Genomic DNA, 22,437 nt, shown 5'->3' with positions numbered 1-22,437 from the left:
CCTCTATCCCAGCGCTACAAGGCCATGTTTGGCGAACATGGGCACATAGGCTCCGAATGCGCGCGCCCGGGCCGGATCGGATGCATTCCCGTCCAGGGCGCGTTTGTAGACGCCTTGAAGAATTCCGGCCATGCGGAAGAAGTTGAACGCAAGATAGAAGCCGAAATTGTCGATGCCCGGCAATCCGCGCCGCTGACAGTATGAGGCGATGAACTGCTGATCGCTGGGCAGCCCAAGGCTGCTTCGGTCAACACCAGCCAGCCCTCGACCCTCTTTGCCCGGCGGCATCTGCCATTGCATGATTACGGCCGCCAGATCGGCATAGGGATGGCCGATGGTGGACAGCTCCCAATCCAGGACACCGATGCAGCGGGTTCCGTCCCGCTCGAACATCAGATTGTCGATGCGATAGTCGCCATGAACCAGCGTTCGTTGACCATCATCCGCCGGGATCGAGCTTTCCAGCGCGTCGATCAGCGCATCCATGTCGGCAACCGTTTCGGTTTCCGAGGCGCGATACTGTTTGGTCCAGCGCGCGATCTGGCGTTCAAAGTAGTTGCCGGTCGGTCCGTAGTCGGACAGGCCCACAGCGTCGATGTCGACCATGTGCAATTCGGCCAGAACCCGGTTCATCTCATCCAGAACGGCGCTGCGGGTTTCGTTGGTTTCGCCCTTCATGGTCGGTTCCAGAAAATTCCGGCCGTCGAGACGCTCCATGACATAGAAGGCAGAGCCGATGATGCTGTCATCCTCGCACAGCACGTACATGCGCGGCACCGGTACTTTGCTGTGCGCCAACGCGTTCTGAACACGGAATTCGCGGTCGACCGCGTGGGCAGATTTCAGCAGAACTCCGGGCGGTTTACGCCGCAGAACATAGGATTTTCCAGGCGTGCGCAGTTCGTAGGTCGGATTGGACTGACCCACCGTGAACTTCGTCGCCTCAAGCGGACCGGCATAGCCTTGCAGGTTGGCGCGCAGATAGTCATCTACGGCGACAAGGTCGAGAGTGTTCGGGTCATTGCTCATGCGATCGGCCTCGCTTGATGCAGAACCGGGTTTCACAGGGCATCAGCAAAGATGTTTCCTCCGGTCAGAACGTTGATACCACCCGAGACCGGGATCACGGCGCCGGTCACGTAACTGCCGCCGCGTCCGCTGAGGAACAGCATACAACCCGCGATGTCCTCGTCGCGCCCGACACGTCTCAGCGGGACCGACTTGCCCACTTTCTCGCGTTTTTCCTCGTCAGCCGTGGCAAAGGCGGTCATGCGCGAAACGAACGGTCCAGGTGCCAGAGCATTCACAGTCACGCGGTAGGGCGACAGCTCCTTTGCCATGATCTTGGTTAGATGGATGACGGCCGCCTTGGACGCGGAATAGCTGTAGGCGCCATCACCCATCGGAACCTCGCCCATCACCGATGCGACGTTGATTACCCGTGCAGGATCATCGTCCGAGCCCGATTGCATCAGCAGAGGAAGCAGCTTCTGGGTCAGATGAAAGATGCCGGCGACATTCACGGACATGACTTTGTCCCAGGCGTCATAGGGAAACTGTCCCATAGGAGCGCCCCACGAAACGCCGGCATTGTTCATAAGAATATCAAGCCTTTGGGTGCGGTTGCTCACCTCTTCGACCAGTGCGTCAATGCCGGCCTCGCTGCTGACGTCACCGGCAAACCCTTCGGCGGTTCCGGACGCATCCAGCGCGTTCAGTTCGGCGGCCACAGCTTCGCAGGCTTCGCCCTTGCGCGAGGCGATCAGCACCCGCGCACCCGCGCGCAGCAGAGCCTCGGCTGCCATCCGACCAATGCCGGTCGCGCCGCCCGTGACCAAAGCAGTCTTGCCCGCTAGCGAAAATAAGTTCTCCGGTGTCATCAGCCTCTCCCCATAATTCGTTTTTATTGCGTCCTGAGTTCTATTTCAGGTCGGGTCAGTTTCACTGTGCAGAATTGCATTTCACATCTGCCTTGACAACATGGTGTGAGGACCCGACCTTCGGGCCAACAAATGGCGAGGATCGGAAAACGAAATGCAAGCATTACTCAGCGTCGCCCCGGGTGGTCCGGAAACACTTGAACTGACCACCCTGCCCGATCCAACGCCCAAAAAGGGTCAGGTGCTGATCCGGGTACGTGCGGCAGGCGTGAATTTTCCGGACACGCTGATCATCCGCGATTTGTACCAGATGAAACCACCGCGCCCCTTCGCGCCCGGAGGGGAGGTGTCGGGCGATTTGATCGCCGTTGGAGATGGCGTCTCCGATCTGAAGGTCGGTGACCGCGTTCTGGCCCTGACAGGTCACGGAGGTTTCGCCGAACAGCTTTGCATTCCGGCCGCCAGCGCCGTTACCATCCCGGAGTCCATGCCGTACGAGGATGCGGCTTGTTTCATTTTCACCTACGGAACGTCCTACCATGCACTGAAGGATCGCGCCGGGCTCAAAGGCGGTGAAACTCTGTTGGTGCTTGGGGCCGCTGGCGGTGTCGGCTCGGCCGCGGTTGAATTGGGCAAAGCCATGGGCGCGCGTGTGATTGCTGCGGTGTCCACGGAAGACAAAGCTCAGTTCTGCAAGGATTTGGGCGCTGATGAAACGATCGTCTACTCCAAGGAGATGACGCGAGAGGCGCAAAAAGCGTTCTCGGCCGAAGTCAAGAAGCTGGCGGGCGGTGATGGCGTTGACGTGGTCTATGATGCGGTTGGCGGCGACTACGCCGAGCCGGCATTGCGCGCGATGGCCTGGAAGGGGCGGTTTCTGGTCGTTGGCTTTCCGGCCGGTATCCCCAACATCCCGTTGAATCTGCCTTTGCTCAAAGGCTGTGAGATCGTCGGCGTGTTCTGGGGCGCGTCCGTATTCCGCGATCCGGCCGGACATGCCGAAAACTTGCGGGAACTATTTGCCATGTATCATGGCGGCAAGATCAAGCCGCGTATCAGCGCCCGCTTTTCCTTGCCCCGCGCCGCCGAAGCTTTGGAGATGTTGGGCGATCGGTCGGTTCTCGGCAAAGTTGTCGTGTCCATCGACTAGGAACGACTTTCACAGTCGTTTCACAGCCTGTCCCCATGACCTGACCTGCGCCCGCTCGCCTCATGAGAGCAAAGCCGGTAGACGCGTTTTCAATTCGCGGCTATGAAACAGGTATGGGGACAGAAAAGTAATGCGTAGTATTCTTGTATTGAACGGACCGAACCTGAACCTTTTGGGCACACGGCAGCCCGAGGTTTACGGTCATACCACCTTGAAGATGATCGAAGACTTGTGCGTTTCGCATGGCGCATCGATCGGGTTGCGTGTGGAGTGCGCTCAATCAAACCATGAAGGTGTGTTGATCGATGCCATCCACGCCGCGCGCGAGACTCATGACGGGATCGTACTGAATGCCGGCGCGTATACCCACACGTCAATAGCGTTGATGGACGCCATTTCGTCGGCTCAACTGCCGGTGGTCGAGGTTCACCTGTCCAATATCCACGCCCGCGAGGCATTTCGGCACAAGTCCTACATCTCGGCCGTCGCCATCGGGCAGATCTGCGGCTTTGGCGCACAAAGCTATGTTCTGGCGCTGGAAGCGCTGGCCGCGCATCTTCAGGAGGGTGGCGGCGCATGATGACGCTCAAGGAATACCTCAACTTTCTGAGCTATGTGAAAACCCTCGAGGAGCTTTGGGCCGCGCACACCGAACAGATGGCCAAGTATGGTTTTGACCGCCTGTTGTACGGACACACGCAATACCGCACCCAAACGTCTTTGGGCGACCCCGAAGATTTCGTGATCCTGACCAATCACTGCAAGGAATACATGGACGGTTTCCTTCGGGACGGTCTGTATTTCCATGCGCCCATGCTGAAATGGGCGCTGGATCACGAAGGGGCCGCAAGCTGGAGCATGATCCGCGAGATGATGTCCAGCGGCACGATGACCAACGAAGAACGCAAGGTGTACGAGTTCAACCGCTCGAAAGGGATCACCGTCGGCTACACGATCAGTTTCACTTCGGTGTCCATGCGGTCGAAGGGGGCAATTTCGCTGGCCGCTCTGAACCGCAGCCAGGACGAGATGGACGAGATGTGGGCTGAGCATGGCGATGACATCCTTCTGATGAACAACATCGCCCACCTCAAGATCCTGACCCTACCCTACAATCCCCCGAACCGCGCCTTGACCAAGCGGCAGCGTGAGGCTTTGGAATGGGTGGGTGACGGTAAAACGACCCAGGACATTGCCCTGCTGATGGGATTGACCTCGGCGACTGTTGAAAAACACCTCAGGCTGGCGCGCGAGGCTCTCTCCGTCGAAACGACTGCGCAGGCGGTTTTGAAGGCTTCGCTGCAGAATCAGATGTTCGTCATGGAGGTCTGAATCCGCTGTCGCGCGGCAGTTGACCTTAGGTAAGGAATACATGACTTCCTAAAACTGCGCAGAAATTGCACATTGATCCTGTTCCGTGAGTGGTGGCTTTAGCCAAGGAACATTTGGACGGATCTTTGTATTGCCAAGGCTCTCCGTTCGCTCTGACAAAGGGCGCTTATTCGTCCGTGTGCCGATGTCGGAAATTTTGGGGGGCCTCGACCATCCCCATCTTGCGGGGCCCTCCAATTACTCCTCTGATCAATCGGAAATTCGCCAAAAAAAACCGGTCGCGCGTCGCGCAACCGGTTTCGGATGTTTTGGAGCAGCCCGGAAAACCCGGGCTGAACAGGCGTCAGCCCTGAGCCGCTTTGGCGACTTCGGCAGCAAAGTCTTCTTTTTCGACCACGATGCCTTCGCCAACTTCGAGGCGAACAAAACCGGTGATGGTTGCGCCGGCTTCCTTGGCCGCTGCTTCCACGGTCAGGTCGGGGTTCACAACGAACTGCTGGCTCAGCAGGGTCGATTCCGCGACGAATTTCTTCATGCGGCCCTCGATCATCTTTTCGATGACCTGCTCGGGCTTGCCGGACTCGCGCGCGATGTCCATCTGGACCTGCTTTTCTTTTTCGACAACAGCCGGATCCAGGTCGGCTTCGGACAGAGCCGCCGGGTTCACGGCTGCGATGTGCATCGCGACCTGCTTGCCGATGGCTTCATCGCCGCCCGACAGAGCAACCAGAACACCGATCTTGCCCATGCCGTTGGTTGCGGCGTTGTGGACATACGAGACCACGGTGTCGCCCGACAGTTTGGCCATGCGGCGGACCGACATGTTTTCGCCGATGGTGGCGATCTTGTCGGTCAGCGTGTCGGCAACCGACTTGCCGCCCAGATCAGCGGCCAGCAGTTCCTCAACCGAGTCAACGCCTTGGGCTGCGTAGGTGATCTTGCCGACCATTTCCTGGAACTCGGCGTTCTTCGCGACAAAGTCGGTTTCCGAGTTCACTTCGACAGCAACACCGTTGCCACCTTCGACGTGAACGGCAACCAGGCCTTCTGCTGCGGTACGGCCAGATTTCTTTGCGGCCTTCGCCAGACCTTTGGTGCGCAGCCAGTCAACGGCCTCGTCCATGTTGCCGCCGGTTTCGGTCAGCGCTTTTTTCGCGTCCATCATGCCCGCGCCGGTCGAGTCGCGCAGTTCTTTCACCATTGCTGCAGTGATTGCCATCTCTTGGCTCTCCTCAATTCAAACGGAATTGGGGCAGGTCTACCCTGCCCCATATGTCATTTACGTGGCGGGCAGCTTACGCTTCGGCCGACGCTTCGGCTTCGTCTGCAACGGCTTCTTCAACCGGTGCTTCTTCGAACTCGCCCAGGTCGACGCCGGCGGCGCCCAGCTGAGCGGTCATGCCGTCCAGCGCAGCGCGTGCGGCCAGATCGCAATACAGTGCGATTGCACGGGCAGCATCGTCGTTGCCGGGGATGATGTAGTCCACACCATCCGGCGAGCAGTTGGTGTCGACGACGGCCACAACCGGGATACCCAGCTTGTTGGCTTCGGCGATGGCCAGGGCTTCTTTCTTGACGTCGATGACGAACAGCAGGTCAGGAACGCCGCCCATCTCGCGGATGCCGCCCAGCGAAGCCTGCAGCTTGGCCTGGTCACGCTCCATGCCCAGACGCTCTTTCTTGGTCAGGCCTTCAGCGCCCGATTCCATGGCTTCGTCGATCTGGTTCAGACGGTTGATCGACTGGGAAACGGTTTTCCAGTTGGTCAGCGTGCCGCCCAGCCAGCGGTGGTTCATGTAATACTGAGCCGATTTTTCAGCGGCTTCGGCGATCGGCTGTGCTGCCTGACGCTTGGTGCCGACAAACAGAACGCGGCCACCTTTGGCGACGGTGTCACGTACCGCCTGCAGCGCCTGGTCCAGCATCGGAACGGTCTGGGTCAGGTCCATGATGTGGATGCCGTTGCGTGCGCCATAGATGAAAGGCGCCATGCGGGGGTTCCAACGCTGTGTCTGGTGACCAAAGTGAACGCCAGCTTCCAGCAGCTGACGCATGGTGAACTCGGGAAGAGCCATGCTATGTTTTCCTTTTCCGGTTTTCGCCTTGGCGGGGGTGAAAGAAGCGTTTGCTCCAACCGGCGGCCTTGATGAGGATGTCTCCCTCAAAACGACCAAACCCCGCCTGCGGATTTGAATGCCGCGCGTATACGGCAGGTTGGTTGATGGTGCAAGGGGCTTTTGCCCCTATTTTTCTGGCCGCGCCAAGGCATGCCCGTGGCGGACGGCCTGCTCGCAATGCGCGGCCAAAGCCTTGCGGTTGTCGAAATCGCTGACCCGGGCCGGAGAATGATAGATCAATTCGACCCGCCCCTGTTGCCGCGCGCCCAGCGTCTTCAGAAGATGCGGGGCAAAATCCATGTCCCCCCACCAGCCATAGAACCGGTCCGGCTGCCCATCGGGCGCGTGGTAGACAACCGAAACCGGCTGAACATACATGAAATCACGCAGTTCATCTGCAAAGAATGCCGCAAAAAGCGTTGTTTTGAATGGCAAAACCCGCAGTCCGTCCGTCGATGTGCCCTCTGGAAAAAACAACAGCTTGTGCCCGGCCTTCAGACGGTCTTCGAACAATCTGGTCTGCTCGCGCGCTTTCTTGGGATTGCGTTCGATGAACACGGTTCCGGTGGCCCGGGCCAGCCAACCGATGCCGGGCCAGTTCGCCACCTCGGCCTTGGACACGAAGTATACACGCTTGCGGGCGTTGAGCGCGAAGATGTCCAGCCAGGACGTGTGATTGGCCACGACGGCCCCGCGCTGCTGCATCAGCTCACCCGAGCTTGAAAATCCGATCCCCAGAATTCGAAACGCATTGCGACATACGAATTGGGCAATGAACGGCGTTATCGGCCGACGCAGGCCAAAGATGGGTCTTTCGACCAGGCGCACAAGCAACAGAACGATCAGACCACCGAACACCAGCACAGCCAGAGGAAGCCCCCGCAGGATCACCAAAATCCAACCCCACACGCCCAATTCAACCGGGTCGGGGTCGTCCGAGCTGTGCCAGACAGCGCCGTTTGGCACGTCACGCTCCGCCATAGATGCGTCTCTGTCTTTCATTCATCCGAGAGGTGTCGAGGATCAGGCAAACGTCGGTGGTGTTGAAGGCATGATCGATGAATGCCCCCTCGCCCACAAACCCGCCTAATCGAAGATAGGCCTTGATCAAGGCCGGAACCTGCAACATCGCACTCCGTCGATCCAGCGCATCTTTCGGAACCAGGTTCATGTTCTGATAAACATCCGGCTGCGCACGCACCCGCAACTCGGGTGGAGCCAGGTGGTTGTGATGCAGCATCGACAGAGGCTGGGCAAGGTGCTTGACGTCTGTGCCGTGAAAACTGGCAACGCCGAACAGAACCTCGATCTCCCGTTCGGACACATATTTCGCGAGGCCATTCCACAAATGATACATTGCGGTTCCGCCGCGAAAGTCCGGATGCAGGCAGGACCGGCCGAGTTCCAGCAATTTGCGGCCGCTGTTTTTCAGAACGGTAAGGTCGTATTCATCCTCAGAGTAGAACCGTCCGACTTCAGCTACGCGGTCACCCGGCAACAGGCGGTAGACACCGACCACTTCTCCGGTGGCGTCGTCATAGGCCAGCATGTGATCAAAATACGGGTCGAACTGATCGCGTTCCAGACCCTCTGCATGATCGACCATCTCGCCGCCGCCGCCCAGTTCCCGCACGAAGACATCATAACGCAGCCGCTGCGCCGCGCGCAGTTCCTCGTCGGTTTCGGCAAGTTTGACAGTGAATGAAGGGCCCGTATCCGGCATGTGGAATGGTCGTCGTCTTGTTGCGATCCCAGCGCTGATACCGCAGCTGCGCGGCGAATGGCAACACGAACCGGGTGGCGAGCCCCGTTAACCTTTCCTAAACCAGTTTCATGGATCAAGAACCGGCATCAAGGCGATGCGTGTTCCGTCAATCACCACTTTGCCCTGGTCGCGAAAGTTCACGGTGATCTTGCCCCCGATGTTGGACTGGACCTGTCCAACGCCCCAGTCGGGGAAATCTGGGTGGCGGACAAACATGCCCGGTGCAAGAATGGCATTCAGATCTGTCATGCGGCGGCTCCGGGTCGTGCACGGGCGGATACTTCAGGAGGTACGCATGGGCGACACCAACGTCAACCTGGCCGAGTTGATCGGCTCTCGGATCTGCCACGATTTGATCAGCCCGATCGGCGCGATCACGAACGGTCTGGAACTGTTGGAGATGGTTGGTGGCACCCAGGGCCCCGAGATGGAACTGATCACCGGCAGCGTCGGCAGCGCCGGAGCGCGGATCCGGTTCTTCCGCGTGGCCTTCGGCGCGGCCAGCGATCAGCCGTTGGGCCGCAGCGAAGTGGCCGACCTGCTGCGCGATGTCGAGCGTGCGGGCCGAGTCCGGGTTCATTGGAACGTCACCGAGGCGATGCCGCGCAATCAGATCAAACTGGCCTTTCTGGCCATCATGTGCTGCGAAAGCGCCATGCCCATGGGCGGCGAGGTCAAGATTGACAGCGTGGGCGACAAATGGACGGTCACCGGTACGGCCGACCGCATGAATATCGATCCCGACCTGTGGAAAGGTCTCCCGACCGGCACATTCGCCAACAGGGTCACGCCGGCGCAGGTGCAGTTCGCCCTGCTGCCGCAGACGGCGGCCGCTCAGGGCCGCCGGGTTTCGGCCGAGACGGGCGCAACCCGCGTGGTGCTGCGGTTCTGACGCAGCACCTCAGGCGCGCGTCGTGCCGTTGCCGCGCACCAGGTATTTGAAGCTGGTCAGCTGCGCCGCCCCCACCGGGCCACGCGCGTGCATCTTGCCCGTGGCAATCCCGATTTCGGCGCCCATTCCGAACTCACCCCCATCGGCGAACTGGGTCGAGGCGTTGTGCATCAGGATCGCACTGTCGAGCCGTTCAAAGAAGCGGTCGGCGGCGGACTGATCCTCGGTCATGATGCAATCGGTGTGGTTCGATCCGTATTGCCGGATATGCGCGATTGCCTCGTCGATATCGGCCACCGGTTTTGCGGCGATGATGCTGTCCAGAAACTCCTTGCCCCAATCGTCATCGCTGGCCGGCACGGTTCCGTCGATGGCCAGCGCACCCGCGGCATGGACCTCGACGCCCGCGGCCAGCAGCGCCGCGATCACGTCGCGCCCCAGCGTTTCCACGATATCCTGATGCACCAGCAGGCATTCGGCCGCCCCGCAGATGCCTGTGCGGCGGGTCTTTGCGTTCAGCACCACGTCCAGCGTTTTCTGCGGATCCGCCGCCTTGTCGACATAGATGTGCACGATCCCTTCAAGATGGGCAAAGACCGGCACCCGCGCCTCGCGCTGGACCAGCCCGACCAGCCCCTTGCCGCCGCGCGGCACGATGACGTCGACGTAGTCGGTCATGGTCAGCAATTCCTGCACCGCCGCCCGGTCACGGGTCGGGACCAACTGGATCGCATCCTCGGGCAGGTTTGCGGCCTTCAGACCCTCGACCAGGCAGGCGTGGATCGCGGTCGAAGAATGAAAGCTTTCGGATCCGCCGCGCAGAATCACGGCATTGCCCGACTTGAGGCACAGCGCCCCGGCATCCGCGGTCACGTTCGGGCGGCTTTCATAGATCACGCCGATCACGCCCAGCGGGGTGCGTACGCGGCGGATGTTCAGCCCCGAGGGCATATCCCATTCGGCCAGAACCTCACCCACCGGATCGGTCTGTTCGGCCACGGTGCGCAACCCGTCGACCATGCCCTGAATGCGCGTCTCGTCCAGCATCAGCCGGTCCATCATGGCCGGGCTCAGACCCTTGTCGCGGCCATAGTCCAGGTCTTTCTTGTTGGCCTCGATGATCTGTGCGCGGTTATTCCACACGGCTTCGGCGGCGGCGATCAACGCGGCGTGTTTGCGCTCGGCCGAGGCGAAGGCCAGATCCCGAGACGCATCCTTGGCGCGCTTGCCAAGATCGGCCATCAGGGCGGGAATGCTGTCAAAGTCCTTCATGTCATCTGCCTTTCCGGTCGTCGGACCAGCCAAATCTATCAGTTTTCGCGGCTACAAAGCCAGATCGTCACGGTGGATCATCACCGCACGGCCGGGAAAGCCGAGTGCGTCCTCGATCTCGGAGGATTTGCGCCCCTTGATAGCGTCGGCCTCGTGCGCGGTATAGCGGCTGAGGCCCAATCCCAAACGCCGGCCTTCGTAATCCTTGATGGCCACCGGGTCGCCCCGTCCGAAATCGCCCGTCACTTCGACGATGCCGGCCGGCAACAGGCTCTTGCCATTCTCGAGTGCGCGCGCGGCCCCTGCATCGACCGTGATCTCGCCCCGCGGCTTCATCGCCGAAATCCAGCGTTTACGCGCCGCATGCGGGTCCAACTTGGCTTTGAACCAAGTGCTGTTCGCGCCATTGTTCAGCAATTTCAGCGGGTTCAAAGGCGACCCTTCCGTAATCGCCATGTCACAGCCCGCCGCCGTCGCCATCTGCGCGGCCATCAGCTTGGTCTTCATGCCGCCCTTGGACAGCCCCGAACCGGCGTCACCGGCCATCGCCTCGATCTCGCGCGTGATCGCGTCGATCACGTCAAACCGGGTGGCGGACGGGTCCTCGACAGGGTTGCCGGTGTAGAACCCATCGACATCGGACAGCAGAATCAATTGGTCCGCACCGACGGTCACGGCGATCTGCGCGGCCAGGCGATCATTGTCGCCGTAACGGATTTCATCCGTGGCCACCGTGTCATTTTCGTTCACGATGGGCACAACACCCAACCCCAGCAGAGTTTCCAGCGTCGCGCGCGAGTTCAGGTACCGGCGGCGGTTCTCGCTGTCCTCAAGCGTCACCAGAACCTGCGCCGTGGTGATGTTGTGCGGGGCCAACGCCTCTTCATAGGCCCGCGCCAGCCGGATCTGCCCGACGGCGGCCGCGGCCTGGGACTGCTCCAGCGACAGCGCGGTTGCGGGCAGGCCCAGAACACCGCGCCCCAGCGCGATCGAACCGGAGGAGACCAGAACCACATCGGCCCCCTGCCCCTTGAGCCACGCCACGTCCTGCGCCAGCGAATGCAACCACTCCGAACGCAGCTTGCCGGTCGTACGATCGACCAGCAACGCCGAGCCGATCTTGACCACCAGGCGCTTTGCGTCGGTCAGGGCTGCCACGTCTCGCGCTCCTCGGTGGGTTTCTGACGCAGGCGGTTTTCGTCGATCTGGGCGCGCAGGGCCCGCAGAACCTCGGTCACGCCTTGCCGGGCGACGCCCGACATGGTCATGACGGGGCCGCCCACGGCCTCTTCCAGCTCGGACTTGGCCAGTTCGAGCTGTTCTTCGTCCAACGCGTCAATCTTGTTCAGCACGGTGATCCGGGGCTTGTCAGCCAGCGCGCCGCCATAGGCCTCAAGCTCGTGGATGATGGTGTGATAATCCTGCGCGATGGTCTCGGACGTGCCGTCGACCAGATGCAGCAACACCGCGCAGCGTTCGACATGGCCCAGAAAACGGTCGCCGATGCCGCGGCCTTCGTGCGCGCCTTCGATCAGGCCGGGAATGTCGGCCACAACGAATTCCACATTGTCCACGCCGACGACGCCCAGATTGGGATGCAGCGTGGTAAAGGGATAATCGGCGATCTTGGGCCGGGCGTTCGATGTTGCGGCCAAAAAGGTCGATTTGCCCGCGTTCGGCAGACCCAGCAGACCTACATCGGCAATCAGCTTCAGACGCAGCCAGATCGTGCGGTCCACGCCCGGTTGCCCCGGATTGGCCCGGCGTGGCGCCTGGTTTGTGGCCGATTTGAAATGCAGGTTGCCAAAGCCGCCATTGCCACCCCGCGCCAGCAGGACTCGTTGCCCCACTTCGGTCAGGTCGGCGATCACCGTCTCCTGATCTTCGTCCAGGATTTCGGTTCCGACGGGCACGCGCAAAATGATGTCGTCGCCATCCTTGCCGGTGCGCTGCTGGCCCCGGCCGGGCTGTCCGTTCTTGGCAAAGAAATGCTGCTGATAGCGGAAGTCGATCAGGGTGTTCAGCCCGTCCACGACCTCGGCCCAGACGGACCCGCCCTTGCCGCCGTCCCCGCCATCGGGTCCGCCGTATTCGATGTACTTTTCGCGTCGAAAGCTGACGCACCCGCTACCGCCGGCCCCGGACCGGATGTAGACCTTTGCAAGATCGAGAAATTTCATGTCAGTCCCCTACTGCAAAGGCCCCATCGGCCACAAGTCAGAGTTTTTTGCTGTACGTCCAGGTGGGCACATTTGCGTCGCGTGCCACTGAGAAGCTTTCGGCATCGCCAAGGTACTGGAACCCGCAATGGGTCAGAACCCGCGCCGAGGCGGGATTGTCCTGAAACACGCTGGCAAACATCGTGGCGTTTTCCAACGGATTCGCCTGAACCAGCGTTTCCACCGCCAGCGAGGCAATGCCCGTGTTCCAATACAAGGGCGCGACCCAATAGCCCACTTCGGACTGGTTGCGATCCAGCCGCTTGAGCGAGATCACCCCGATCAACTCGGGTCCGCCGTCCTTGGTGGCGTCCATCGCCCAGATGTCCTCGTCCCGGTCCTCGGCCATGGCGCGGGTCACGAAAGCCTCGATCGAACCGGGCGGCAAAGGGTGTGGAATCGACGTGGTCATGCGCGCCACGCGCTCGTCCCCTGCATAGTGCTCGATCAGGCCCATGTCCGACCGGCGCAGCGGGCGCAGGTCGAACCGCTCGGTTTCAATGACCGGCTGATTTATGATTGCCTCAAGTTTCATTGGTGTGTTCCTCCTCCGAACAACACGAAAAGTACGGATGCAACTGTCAGACCCGCGAGAGTCCACATCAGATATTTTTCCGCCGGCCGTCCCGCAACCACGCGGGCAATTCTATCGCCCGCAAAGGTCCAGATCGGGTGCAGGACCAACTGGCAGGTCAACAAAACGAGCGCGATCGTGAGCGTCGCACTCAGCACCGACGTTCCCGCCGCGACGAACCCGGTGAATCCCGCGATGATCATCGCCCAGGCCTTGGGGTTCAGCGGATGCACCACCAGCCCGGCCCAGAAACCCGGAACCGACTCGCCCGCGTCCTGATGGGACAGGCGCAGGTTGGCGATTTTCCACGCAAGCCAGCAAATATAGGCCGCCGAAGCATATTTCAGAACCGCAAACGCGGTGGGGGCCTGTTCCGCCAGTTGCAGAAGGCCAAAGCCCAGCGGCCAGATGATCAGCTGTTTGCCCAGAATCACGCCCGCCACGAAAGGCAGCGCCGCGCGGAACCCATAGCGCGCACCCGTTCCCAACAGGACCATGTTGGCCGGTCCCGGCGTGCCGACCTGGCTGGCGGCGAAAACAAGGAAACTGGTGGTTGCAACGGGCATCGGGGCTTTCGATCAAATCTGCGTCAAAACGAGAAAGGGGACCGGCACTTTGTGCCGGTCCCCCATGAATTTCTCTTAAACCTTCTGGGTTTCGGCTTACTCTGCGGCCTCCGCCACTGGCAGGACCGAAATGAAGGTGCGGTTTTTCAGTCCCTTGTGGAACTTCACGGCGCCATCGACAGTTGCAAAGATGGTGTGATCCTTGCCCATGCCCACGCCTTCGCCCGGCCAGAACTTGGTGCCGCGCTGACGCACGATGATGTTGCCTGCAACGGCGGCTTGGCCACCATACAGTTTCACGCCAAGGCGACGACCCGCTGAGTCGCGGCCGTTACGGGAGGAACCGCCAGCTTTTTTATGTGCCATTCTCTCTCTCCTTAGCCTTTGGCCAGCTCTTTGGCCTGCTCAACCCATTCGGGTTTCACTTTGACCGTCTCGATAGCAGCAATCTGCTCGTCCGACAAGGCGGCCAGAGCGGCAAAGCTTTCGATACCGGCTTCGGCCAGTTTCTTGGCAGCTGCGGGACCAACACCGGTGATCTTGGTCAGATCGTCAGCGGCAGCAGCAGCGGCCGGGGCTTCTGCCTTGGCAGCGGCTTTCTTGGCGGGTTTCGCTGCTTTCGCAACTTCACCTGCCGGAGCCGAACCGGTTGCGGCCTTGACGCCCGACTTGTCCGCGCCCGAGGGCAGGATGTCGGTGATCTTGACCAGGGTCAGCTTCTGACGGTGGCCAACGGTGCGCTTCGAGCTGTGCTTGCGGCGGCGCTTGACGAATTTGATGACCTTGTCACCTTTGATCTGTTCGATCACTTCCGCCTGAACGGCCGCACCATCGATGAACGGCGCGCCGACAACCGGGGCGTCGCCACCCAGCATCAGAACGTCGTTGAATTGGACTTTTTCACCTGCGTCGGCAGCCAGTTTTTCAACGCGGAGCACGTCGCCCGCCTGAACCTTGTACTGCTTGCCGCCAGTCTTCAGGACTGCAAACATGCGTCTTTCCTTTTTCTACCGCGTTCTGTGGTCCCCGTCAGACGGGCGTTTCGGCCAAAGCCACCTCGAACAGCGCGCCCTTTTCGGGCGGATGAACGACCGTCAGGGCGCACCCGTCAGGCCAGCAATAACGATACCCGGCGCGGAGGTTCCGGCCGGGATGCGCGCTTATCCACGGATCAAACGGTAAAGTCAACAGCAAACCGGCCTAAAGATCCGACGCTTGCAGAACCTGCGCCACCGTTACGCCCAGCTGGTATGACAACTCGTTGAACATGGTGTCCAGACCTGCGAACAAGGCGTTGTTCAAGGCCTGCCCTGCCTCGGTACGTGAAAAGGCGATATTCTCGCGCAGCTGGGCCTCGCTGAGCGGTTGGTACGCAAACAGAAGGAACGAGTACAGCCACTCGCGGGTTTGTTGCTCGGACTGCGCTCCCTGCGCCAGCAATTGGGCCAACATTTCGCCGTCGTCGCCCGTGATGCCCTGCCCGTCCGCCAACCCACGGAAGAAATTGTAATCGGCCTGCAACGCCCCGCGCACGTTCCGATCAACAAGGTCGTTGATCTCGACATACTCATCGATCAGACGAAAATAGGCCGCATCACGATCGGCCTCCCGATAGGCGGCCATGGCCATCTCTTCGATGGCTTCGTCGGAAAAAGTTCGACGGGCCGAGTTTTCCAGAGACACGACGGCGCGGCCCAGATCGCTTTCGAAAAACAGCGCAGCCTGCTCCAGTTGCCCTTCGGACATACCGCCAGCCAGCGCTTCATAAATCTTGGCCTGCATCCACGCCTTGTCGTACAAGTCTTCAACCTGGGCCTCGAAAAACGATCCGCCCTCACCGTCCAGCAGGCTTTTGTCCAGTTCGCGCCCCTGCGCGACACCCTCATCACGCAGAATCTGCATCACGTCGGACAAATGCATTGCCTTGGTCAGACGGTCGACCTGGTCCGCCGTGACCGCACTGGCCCAACCGGCCAAAACCAGCCACAGAGCCAGAAACAGCCGCATCAGATGTCCTGAGCCGGACGCAGTTCGGCCATGCGCGCCGCCAGCACTTCAAACCGCATGGCCATGATCTCGTACTGGATTGCGTTCAACAGCTCGTAGACTTCCTGCATCAGCGGCTGTTCCAGCGCTTTGGTATAGGCGTCGACATCCGCGTCAGAGAAATCCTGATAGGTGTAGGCCGCGTTGGCCAAGGCGGACAGTTGCAATGACTGCCGCATCTCGGGTTCGTTCAGCTTCATCATCTGGCGCAGCCCGTCCGCGTCCAACTGCAGGTCGATCACTCCGGCGGCGCTGGCGGCCAGCAGGAACCGCAGCTGGATCTCCTGCAGCGCCCGCAATGAGGTTTCGCTGGCATCGATGGCGCTGTTCATCCGCTTCAGGCTTTCGATGCGGCTCGAACCGGACTTGACCAGATCGGATATGATCTCCTGCCCCTCAAGTTGCTTGGCTTCGTCATCCTCAACAAGGTGCGAGGCATTTTCCGCCTCGACAAGCCGTTGTCCCAGATCCGAGGCATAAAACTCGACCGCGTGGTTCAGGGCCTCGTCGCTCAGCGTCTGTTCGAGAATCGCAACCGCTGTTTCATGCATGTCGTCGGTGTCGAACACCTCTTCCGTCAGACGCGTCCATTGCGAGCCAAAACCCTCGGGGTCGATCCCCAGCATCTGAGGCGCCGAAGCCGAGGCCAATGCGATGCTTTCCAGCGCCACGTCAAAACCCGTCGTCGTCAGAAAAGCCTCAATCCGATCCCGGCTGGCGGACAAGGCGTTTTGAGCCGTCAGAGCGAACGCGAACACGGGCAGGATGAGCAGAAGCGAAATGCGGTGCAGAAGATGTCTCATACATGTCAGCCTAGGAGATTTCGTCGGACTGGCAATGGAAAATCCACGGTTTGGCGAATTCGGGAATTTTCTGCTTGCACCCCTCGGCGATCACAACTAAATCCCCCCCTCACAGACCCCCGCGGAGAGGTGCCGGAGTGGTCGAACGGGGCGGTCTCGAAAACCGTTGTGGGTGCAAGCCCACCCAGGGTTCGAATCCCTGTCTCTCCGCCACTACTTCCCAATGACGCCCCCCCTTTCTTGTTCGCCTGATGGTTGCAACCGTGTATTTTCGCCGGTGGCGTGTTGTTGCCGCCGATCGTCTGACTGATCAGCGCCGAGTGGCCCAAACCCCGAACATGCGCCGAATCTTTGGGATTTCCCCTTTGATCTCAGGTAGTTTCTCCCCACATCAGCGGCACACATCCGAAAAGGAGACCCCAATGTCCCGCATTATCATCCTAATTATCATCGCCGGATTGGGTGCCGGCGCGTATTTCTACCTGAATCAGCCCGAGCCCACCCCGGCCGAGAAACTGCAATCTGCCGCCAAAGAAGCCGGCGAGGCCGTTGGCGAGGCCGCAACCGCAGCCCAGGAAGCCGCCAGCGAGGCTTTATCGACGGCCACGCAGCAAGCGGGTGACGCAGCCTCGGCCGCCGTCGAACAGGCCGGTGAAGCCGCCGAGCAAGCCGGTCAGACAGCCACGGATCTGGCTAACCAGGCCGGCGATGCTGCGACGGATCTGGCCAACCAGGCAGGCGATCAGGTTGCAGCCCTCACTGCCCAAGGGCAGGAGTTGCTGAATACCTGGGTTGACGAAGGCATGCTGTCGGCCGAGCAGTTCGACTATGACGCGATGGTTGAATCCGTGAAAAACAGCCAGCTGAGCCAGGAAATCCAGGACCAGGTGATCAAGATCCTCGATGGCATCAAGGAAGCGCCGGAAACGGCTGCGCTCAAGATCCAGGAACTGCGCAACCTGTTGACGCAATAAGATCATTCGACAAGGCCGGCAATTGTCCGGCCTTGTCACACCTGCACCGGCTTCCCAATTCCCCAACGTTAACCCTGTGGTCGATTGACGTGCCCGGTGCCATTTGTTTGGCTTGGCTCAACCAGTCGCATCAAGTCGGGACGACCTATTGTCGGCATCGGTGCGCCCTGCCCCGGGGCGCGCACTCGGATCGACCCGTTTGCTTGAAAATGTCGGAAACAAAGGAAAAAGAATGACTGACCTCCCCAAATCCATGTTTGCCGTGATCCAGAAATTTGACGGATACTCGGGTACCGCCACGGGCCCGGCGATCGAGGACGCCGCCGACTGGGTTGAGAATGCCGAGATCCCGGTGCCCACGCCTGGCCCTGGCCAGGTGCTGATCAAATTGCGCACCGCATCGGTGAACCCCTCAGACCTCCATTTCATCAAAGGTGAGTACGGTCAGCCGCGGGTCAAGGGTGCCCCGGCCGGTTTCGAAGGGTGCGGGGACGTCGTGGCCACCGGCGCGGGCGCAGAAGCGCTGAAGGGGCAAAGGGTCGCCTTCGTCGCCTCCGGGTCCGGCGCATGGGCCGAGTATGCCCTGACACAGGCCCAGATGTGCATTCCTTTGCGGCCCGAGATCTCGGACGATGACGGTGCTGCACAGATCGTCAATCCGCTGACCGCAATGGCAATGGTTGAGATCGCGCGTTCCGAAGGTGAGGCCTTTGTCGTTTCCGCGGCCACCAGCCAGTTGGGCAAGCTGATGTGCGGGCTGGGCCGAGACCTTGGCCTGAAGCCGATTGCCATGGTGCGGCGCCCTGAAACGGTCGAACTGCTCAAAAGCCACGGAGCGGCCGAGGTCATCGTAACCACCGAAGACGATGCCGTCTCCAAGTTTGCGGCCATCAGCGCACAGCTCAAGCCTCGGGTTTTTCTGGATGCGGTCTCGGATCAGCTGTCCGAGCAAGTATTCTGCGCCATGCCCAACGGCGGGCGCTGGGTGTCTTATGGCAAACTCAGCAGCGAGCCTCCGAAGCTGACCCAAATGGGCCAGCTTATCTTTATGAGCAAGCGGATCGAGGGCTTCTGGCTGACCAAATGGATGATGTCCACGCCGCCCGAAGAGCAGATGCGCGCGGTTGCCGAGGTGCAGGCCCGCTTTGCGGACGGACGGTGGAAAACGGATGTCTCGGCGCATGTCCCGCTGAACAAAATCGTTTCTGATCTGGCAGTTGCACTGAAAAAGAGTGACGGTAAGGTAATAATCACTCCATAGTAGAACAGGCGCCCCGGTGATTGGAGGAGATCCGGGGCGTCAGGACGCCGGGCAAACCGGCATGGGGAGGAGAATTTGGACAACGCACAGCTGCTGATCAGCGGGCTGGCGAACGGCTGTGTCTACGGCCTGATCGCGCTTGGCTTCGTGTTGATCTACAAGGCGACCGAGGCCGTGAACTTCGCCCAGGGCGATTTCATGATGCTGGGCGCCTTCGTCACCATCGGGCTGACCAACACCGAATACATGGGCCTGCCCTTCTGGCTGGCCCTGCCCATCTCGCTGGGGATCATGGGCGCGCTGGGGTATCTGCTGGACCGGCTGATCATCCGCCGCCTGTTCGGGGAAAGCCAGACCGCCGTGGTCATCCTGACCATCGCCCTGGGCTTCGTGATCCGCTTTGTCGCCGGGCTGATCTGGGGCCACGAGCCGCAGACGCTGGAAAACCCGCTTGCCGGCAAGGAGGTCCGCTTTGGCGGCCTAGTTCTGGGGATGGAGGACGTGGCGGTCATCGTCGTGACCGTGTTGCTGACCTGGGGGCTGTATGTGTTTTTCAGCAAGACCAAGCTGGGGCTGGCAATGCAGGGCGCCTCGCAGAACCAGTTGGCGGCCTATTACATGGGGGTGCCGGTCAAGCGTGTTCAGGGTTTCATCTGGGGTCTGGCCGGCGTCGTGGCCGGGATCGCGGGCATCCTGTTCGCCGCCAAGGGTTCGGTCGATCCGACCACCGGGCTGCTGGGAATCAAGGCGTTTGCGGCCGCGGTCATCGGCGGGTTTGGCAGCCTGCCCGGAGCCTTGGCGGGCGGTCTGATCGTCGGCGTGATCGAACCCTTCGCCAGCCGCTACATCGCTGCGGGCTACAGCCAGATCGCGCCCTATGCGCTGTTGCTGGCGGTGCTGATCTTCCGTCCGCACGGCCTGTTCAGCCAGGTCCGGGTCAAGAAGGTCTGAGCGCATGAGGATCGTTTTCAAAACCGACTACATGCAGGACATCCGCCCGTGGAAGGACGGATACCAACTGTCGCTCTACCTGATCCTGCTGGCGGTGGTCTTTGCCGCGCCGTGGTGGCTGGACGCGTTCTATCTGGGAGAGCTGACGAACGTTCTGATCTGGGCCATCGCCGGGCTGGGTCTGATGATCCTGACCGGGCATACCGGCCAGGCCAGCCTAGGCCACGCGGCGTTTCTGGCCTTTGGCTGCTATGCCAACGTGATCCTGATCGAGTCAGGCGTGCCGTTTCTGGTGGCCTTTCCGTTGGCCGGCATCCTGACCGGTATCGCCGGGGTCACGGTTGCCATCCCTGCCCTGCGGCTACACGGAATCTATCTGGCGATCTTCACCCTGGCCCTGTCGATCCTGATGGACGACCTCATCGTTCTGGCCGAACCGATCACCGGCGGCGTGGCGGGCAAATACATGGGCGGGGTCGAGATATTCGGCCATCTGGTCGATCGCTGGGGCACGCCCGAGCAGTTCTACTGGCTGGTTCTGGCCGTCACGGTTCTGGTCACGCTGGGCTATATCAACCTTCTGCGTACGCCGCTGGGGCGCAGCTTCATCGCGGTGCGCGACTCGGAAGTGTCCGCGCAGGCGATGGGCATCGACATCGCGCGCACCAAGACCGTGTCCTTTGCCCTTTCCTGCGCCGTGACCGGATGGGCGGGGGCGCTGATGGGCCTTTATGCCGGGGCCTTCAACAACGAAACCTTCAGCGTGGTGATCTCGATCCAGTTGCTGATGATGATCGTGATCGGCGGGCTGGGCTCGATCCACGGCGCGTTTCTGGGCGCCATCGTCATCGGGTTTCTGCCGCAGTTCCTGTCGATCGCCAAGGAATACGCAGGCGCCCTTTTCGGTGGCGGAACCGTCGCCATTCCGGGGCTGGAATTCGGCATCTTCGGCATGATCCTGATCGGGTTCATCCTATTCGAGCCCATGGGCATCTATGGCCGCTGGCTGAAAATCCGCGCCTGGTTCGAGCTGTTCCCCTTCTACCGCAAGGACATGTTCAAGCGGCAAAAATCCTATCTCAAGACGGAGCGCCTGAGATGAGCCTGCTGGAATTCGAGAACGTCACCCTGAAATTCGGTGGCCTGACAGCGGTGAACGATCTGTCCTTTTCGGTCGAAGAAGGCGAGGTCTTTGCCATCGTAGGCCCGAACGGGGCCGGCAAATCCACGGTGTTCAACCTGATCTCGCGTTTCTACGACCCATACGCGGGCCAGATCCGGTTCGACGGGCACGATCTGCTGCAGGTCAAGCCCTCGGGCGTGGCCGCCTATGGCGTCGCGCGCACCTTCCAGAACATCGAGCTGTTCGAACATGCAACCGTGTTGCAGAACCTGCTGGTCGGGCGGCACCGCCACCGGCGGACCAACCTGCTGTCCGAGGTGTTCTTTACCCCCTCGGCCCGCCGGCAAGAGCTGGAGAACCGCGAGAAGGTCGAAGAGATCATCGATTTCCTCGATCTGCAGGCCTATCGCGACAAGATGATCGCCGGGCTTCCCTACGGCGTGCGCAAGGTGGTCGAGGTCGCGCGCGCGCTGGCCACCGACCCCAAGCTGCTGCTGCTGGATGAACCGGCCTCCGGGCTGTCGGTCGAAGAAACAACCGACATGCGCTGGTGGATCTACGACATCCGGCGGCAAATGGGGATCACGGTGTTGATGGTCGAACATGACATGGGGCTGGTCTCGGGCGTGTCCGACCGGGTGCTGGCCATGGCCGATGGGGCGAAACTGGCCCTTGGGACACCGGCGCAGGTGCAATCGCACCCCGCCGTCGTCGAAGCCTATCTGGGGAAAGCCTCATGAGCGCACCGATCCTGAGCATCCGCAACATCGAAAGCTTCTATGGCCCGATCATGGCGATCCGCGGCGTGTCGCTGGACGTGCGCCCGGGCCAGATCGTCTCGATCCTGGGCGCCAACGGGGCGGGCAAGACGACATTGATGAAGACCGTCTCGGGTGTGATGGACCCGGAAAAGGGAACGATCACCTTCGACGGCGAGGAAATCCAAGGGCTGGAGCCGCACAAGATCGTCCAGAAGGGCATCGTGCATGTGCCCGAGGGGCGCGAGGTGTTCCCGCTGCTGACCGTGAACGAAAACCTCAGCCTCGGGGCCTACACCCTGCATGACAAGGCCCAGATCGAGCGCGATCGCGAGTTGGTGTTTTCCTACTTCCCGGTCCTGAAGGAACGTCGCAACCAAGAGGCCGGCACACTGTCTGGTGGGCAGCAGCAGATGCTGGCCATCGGCCGCGGCCTGATGGCCAACCCGCGCATCATGCTGCTGGACGAACCCTCGCTGGGCCTGTCGCCGCTGCTGGTCCAAGAGATCTTCGGCATCCTCAGACGCCTAAATGACGAGCAGAACATGACCATGATGCTGGTCGAGCAGAACGCCAACGCCGCGCTGGAACTGGCCGATCATGGCTATGTCATGGAGGTCGGGCGCATCGTGATGGACGGCCCCGCCGACGTGTTGATGCGGTCCGAGGACATCCAGAACTTCTATCTGGGCGTGCAGGAGGAAGGCGCGCGGGAAAACCGCCGCTGGAAACGCAAGAAGACGTGGAGGTGAGC

General features: G+C 60.9%; 26 protein-coding genes and 1 tRNA gene. 11 read left to right on the top strand and 16 right to left on the bottom strand.

Annotation, left to right across the window (positions count from 1 at the left end; translation table 11 throughout):
• Positions 1-3 precede the first annotated feature (3 nt).
• Both ACR0MM_RS02550 and ACR0MM_RS02545 read right to left on the bottom strand, forming a co-directional pair.
• Entirely contained in the window at positions 4-1,029 is a 1,026-nt protein-coding gene (locus ACR0MM_RS02550; RefSeq protein WP_480694228.1) for a phosphotransferase, read from the bottom strand.
• Positions 1,030-1,061: 32 nt separating this feature from the next.
• Positions 1,062-1,880, bottom strand: coding sequence for an SDR family NAD(P)-dependent oxidoreductase (locus ACR0MM_RS02545; protein WP_480694226.1), 819 nt, complete (start codon positions 1,878-1,880; stop codon positions 1,062-1,064).
• Positions 1,881-2,034: 154 nt separating this feature from the next.
• Between ACR0MM_RS02545 and ACR0MM_RS02540 the strand changes: the two genes are divergently transcribed.
• The 3 genes from ACR0MM_RS02540 to ACR0MM_RS02530 all read left to right on the top strand — a co-directional run bounded on the left by ACR0MM_RS02540 (position 2,035) and on the right by ACR0MM_RS02530 (position 4,362).
• Complete coding sequence (locus ACR0MM_RS02540) at positions 2,035-3,030, top strand: NADPH:quinone oxidoreductase family protein (RefSeq protein WP_170459132.1); 996 nt, start codon at positions 2,035-2,037, stop codon at positions 3,028-3,030.
• 130 nt (positions 3,031-3,160) lie between these two features.
• On the top strand, positions 3,161-3,610 hold the full coding sequence (gene aroQ, locus ACR0MM_RS02535; RefSeq protein ID WP_480694224.1) for a type II 3-dehydroquinate dehydratase: 450 nt from the start codon (positions 3,161-3,163) through the stop codon (positions 3,608-3,610).
• Complete coding sequence (locus ACR0MM_RS02530) at positions 3,610-4,362, top strand: LuxR family transcriptional regulator (protein WP_093962957.1); 753 nt, start codon at positions 3,610-3,612, stop codon at positions 4,360-4,362. The genes aroQ and ACR0MM_RS02530 overlap by 1 nt, the downstream gene beginning before the upstream one ends.
• A gap of 343 nt (positions 4,363-4,705) precedes the next feature.
• Here the strand turns inward: ACR0MM_RS02530 and tsf are convergent, their stop codons facing one another.
• The 5 genes from tsf to ACR0MM_RS02505 form a co-directional block, all read right to left on the bottom strand.
• Positions 4,706-5,581: a translation elongation factor Ts gene (gene tsf, locus ACR0MM_RS02525; RefSeq protein WP_093962057.1), complete on the bottom strand. Its 876-nt coding sequence runs from the start codon at positions 5,579-5,581 to the stop codon at positions 4,706-4,708.
• A 76-nt stretch (positions 5,582-5,657) separates the two neighbouring features.
• Positions 5,658-6,437 carry a 30S ribosomal protein S2 gene (gene rpsB, locus ACR0MM_RS02520; protein ID WP_170418899.1) on the bottom strand — a complete coding sequence of 260 codons (780 nt, stop codon included), beginning with the start codon at positions 6,435-6,437 and terminating at the stop codon, positions 5,658-5,660.
• 168 nt (positions 6,438-6,605) lie between these two features.
• Complete coding sequence (gene olsA, locus ACR0MM_RS02515; protein WP_480694221.1) at positions 6,606-7,460, bottom strand: lyso-ornithine lipid O-acyltransferase; 855 nt, start codon at positions 7,458-7,460, stop codon at positions 6,606-6,608.
• On the bottom strand, positions 7,447-8,202 hold the full coding sequence (olsB, locus tag ACR0MM_RS02510) for an L-ornithine N(alpha)-acyltransferase (RefSeq protein ID WP_480694219.1): 756 nt from the start codon (positions 8,200-8,202) through the stop codon (positions 7,447-7,449). Before olsB ends, olsA begins: the two co-directional genes overlap by 14 nt.
• Before the next feature lie 108 nt (positions 8,203-8,310).
• Complete coding sequence (locus ACR0MM_RS02505) at positions 8,311-8,493, bottom strand: DUF3553 domain-containing protein (RefSeq protein ID WP_170339192.1); 183 nt, start codon at positions 8,491-8,493, stop codon at positions 8,311-8,313.
• A 46-nt stretch (positions 8,494-8,539) separates the two neighbouring features.
• Between ACR0MM_RS02505 and ACR0MM_RS02500 the strand changes: the two genes are divergently transcribed.
• Positions 8,540-9,136 carry a histidine phosphotransferase family protein gene (locus ACR0MM_RS02500; protein WP_480694217.1) on the top strand — a complete coding sequence of 199 codons (597 nt, stop codon included), beginning with the start codon at positions 8,540-8,542 and terminating at the stop codon, positions 9,134-9,136.
• Positions 9,137-9,145: 9 nt separating this feature from the next.
• Here ACR0MM_RS02500 and ACR0MM_RS02495 read toward each other — a convergent pair whose 3' ends face one another.
• The 9 genes from ACR0MM_RS02495 to ACR0MM_RS02455 form a co-directional block, all read right to left on the bottom strand.
• Positions 9,146-10,408: a glutamate-5-semialdehyde dehydrogenase gene (locus tag ACR0MM_RS02495; RefSeq protein ID WP_480694215.1), complete on the bottom strand. Its 1,263-nt coding sequence runs from the start codon at positions 10,406-10,408 to the stop codon at positions 9,146-9,148.
• 51 nt (positions 10,409-10,459) lie between these two features.
• The gene (gene proB / locus ACR0MM_RS02490) at positions 10,460-11,566 is read right to left on the bottom strand and encodes a glutamate 5-kinase (RefSeq protein ID WP_480694213.1); all 1,107 of its coding nucleotides are present in this window, start codon (positions 11,564-11,566) and stop codon (positions 10,460-10,462) included.
• Complete coding sequence (obgE, locus tag ACR0MM_RS02485; protein WP_480694211.1) at positions 11,554-12,588, bottom strand: GTPase ObgE; 1,035 nt, start codon at positions 12,586-12,588, stop codon at positions 11,554-11,556. The genes proB and obgE overlap by 13 nt, the downstream gene beginning before the upstream one ends.
• Before the next feature lie 37 nt (positions 12,589-12,625).
• Positions 12,626-13,162, bottom strand: coding sequence for a GNAT family N-acetyltransferase (locus ACR0MM_RS02480; protein ID WP_170538492.1), 537 nt, complete (start codon positions 13,160-13,162; stop codon positions 12,626-12,628).
• Positions 13,159-13,767 carry a LysE family translocator gene (locus tag ACR0MM_RS02475; RefSeq protein WP_480694209.1) on the bottom strand — a complete coding sequence of 203 codons (609 nt, stop codon included), beginning with the start codon at positions 13,765-13,767 and terminating at the stop codon, positions 13,159-13,161. The genes ACR0MM_RS02480 and ACR0MM_RS02475 overlap by 4 nt, the downstream gene beginning before the upstream one ends.
• A 96-nt stretch (positions 13,768-13,863) precedes the next feature.
• A complete protein-coding gene (rpmA, locus tag ACR0MM_RS02470; RefSeq protein ID WP_005983052.1) occupies positions 13,864-14,133 on the bottom strand; it encodes a 50S ribosomal protein L27 in 270 nt (89 codons plus the stop codon).
• Positions 14,134-14,144: 11 nt separating this feature from the next.
• Positions 14,145-14,759 carry a 50S ribosomal protein L21 gene (locus tag ACR0MM_RS02465; RefSeq protein ID WP_170367097.1) on the bottom strand — a complete coding sequence of 205 codons (615 nt, stop codon included), beginning with the start codon at positions 14,757-14,759 and terminating at the stop codon, positions 14,145-14,147.
• Between the two features lie 208 nt (positions 14,760-14,967).
• Positions 14,968-15,774: a DUF2059 domain-containing protein gene (locus tag ACR0MM_RS02460; RefSeq protein ID WP_480694207.1), complete on the bottom strand. Its 807-nt coding sequence runs from the start codon at positions 15,772-15,774 to the stop codon at positions 14,968-14,970.
• On the bottom strand, positions 15,774-16,616 hold the full coding sequence (locus ACR0MM_RS02455; protein WP_170357817.1) for a DUF2059 domain-containing protein: 843 nt from the start codon (positions 16,614-16,616) through the stop codon (positions 15,774-15,776). Before ACR0MM_RS02455 ends, ACR0MM_RS02460 begins: the two co-directional genes overlap by 1 nt.
• A 123-nt stretch (positions 16,617-16,739) precedes the next feature.
• Between ACR0MM_RS02455 and ACR0MM_RS02450 the strand changes: the two genes are divergently transcribed.
• The 7 genes from ACR0MM_RS02450 to ACR0MM_RS02420 all read left to right on the top strand — a co-directional run bounded on the left by ACR0MM_RS02450 (position 16,740) and on the right by ACR0MM_RS02420 (position 22,435).
• Positions 16,740-16,829 (top strand) — tRNA-Ser (locus ACR0MM_RS02450).
• A 209-nt stretch (positions 16,830-17,038) separates the two neighbouring features.
• Positions 17,039-17,590 (top strand): hypothetical protein, encoded by a 552-nt coding sequence (locus ACR0MM_RS02445; protein WP_093962956.1) that lies wholly within the window; start codon positions 17,039-17,041, stop codon positions 17,588-17,590.
• A gap of 232 nt (positions 17,591-17,822) precedes the next feature.
• Positions 17,823-18,851, top strand: coding sequence for a zinc-binding dehydrogenase (locus ACR0MM_RS02440; RefSeq protein WP_480694205.1), 1,029 nt, complete (start codon positions 17,823-17,825; stop codon positions 18,849-18,851).
• Between the two features lie 75 nt (positions 18,852-18,926).
• Positions 18,927-19,802 (top strand): branched-chain amino acid ABC transporter permease, encoded by an 876-nt coding sequence (locus ACR0MM_RS02435; RefSeq protein WP_005983028.1) that lies wholly within the window; start codon positions 18,927-18,929, stop codon positions 19,800-19,802.
• A gap of 4 nt (positions 19,803-19,806) precedes the next feature.
• A complete protein-coding gene (locus ACR0MM_RS02430; protein WP_480694203.1) occupies positions 19,807-20,904 on the top strand; it encodes a branched-chain amino acid ABC transporter permease in 1,098 nt (365 codons plus the stop codon).
• The gene (locus tag ACR0MM_RS02425) at positions 20,901-21,665 is read left to right on the top strand and encodes an ABC transporter ATP-binding protein (RefSeq protein WP_480694201.1); all 765 of its coding nucleotides are present in this window, start codon (positions 20,901-20,903) and stop codon (positions 21,663-21,665) included. The genes ACR0MM_RS02430 and ACR0MM_RS02425 overlap by 4 nt, the downstream gene beginning before the upstream one ends.
• Positions 21,662-22,435: an ABC transporter ATP-binding protein gene (locus ACR0MM_RS02420; protein ID WP_170357796.1), complete on the top strand. Its 774-nt coding sequence runs from the start codon at positions 21,662-21,664 to the stop codon at positions 22,433-22,435. The genes ACR0MM_RS02425 and ACR0MM_RS02420 overlap by 4 nt, the downstream gene beginning before the upstream one ends.
• Positions 22,436-22,437 lie beyond the last annotated feature (2 nt).

The sequence above is a fragment of the Ruegeria sp. BC6 genome (assembly GCF_056539185.1).
The sequence above is the reverse complement of the archived record's forward strand: the minus strand, read 5'-3'. Positions and strand labels throughout refer to the sequence as shown.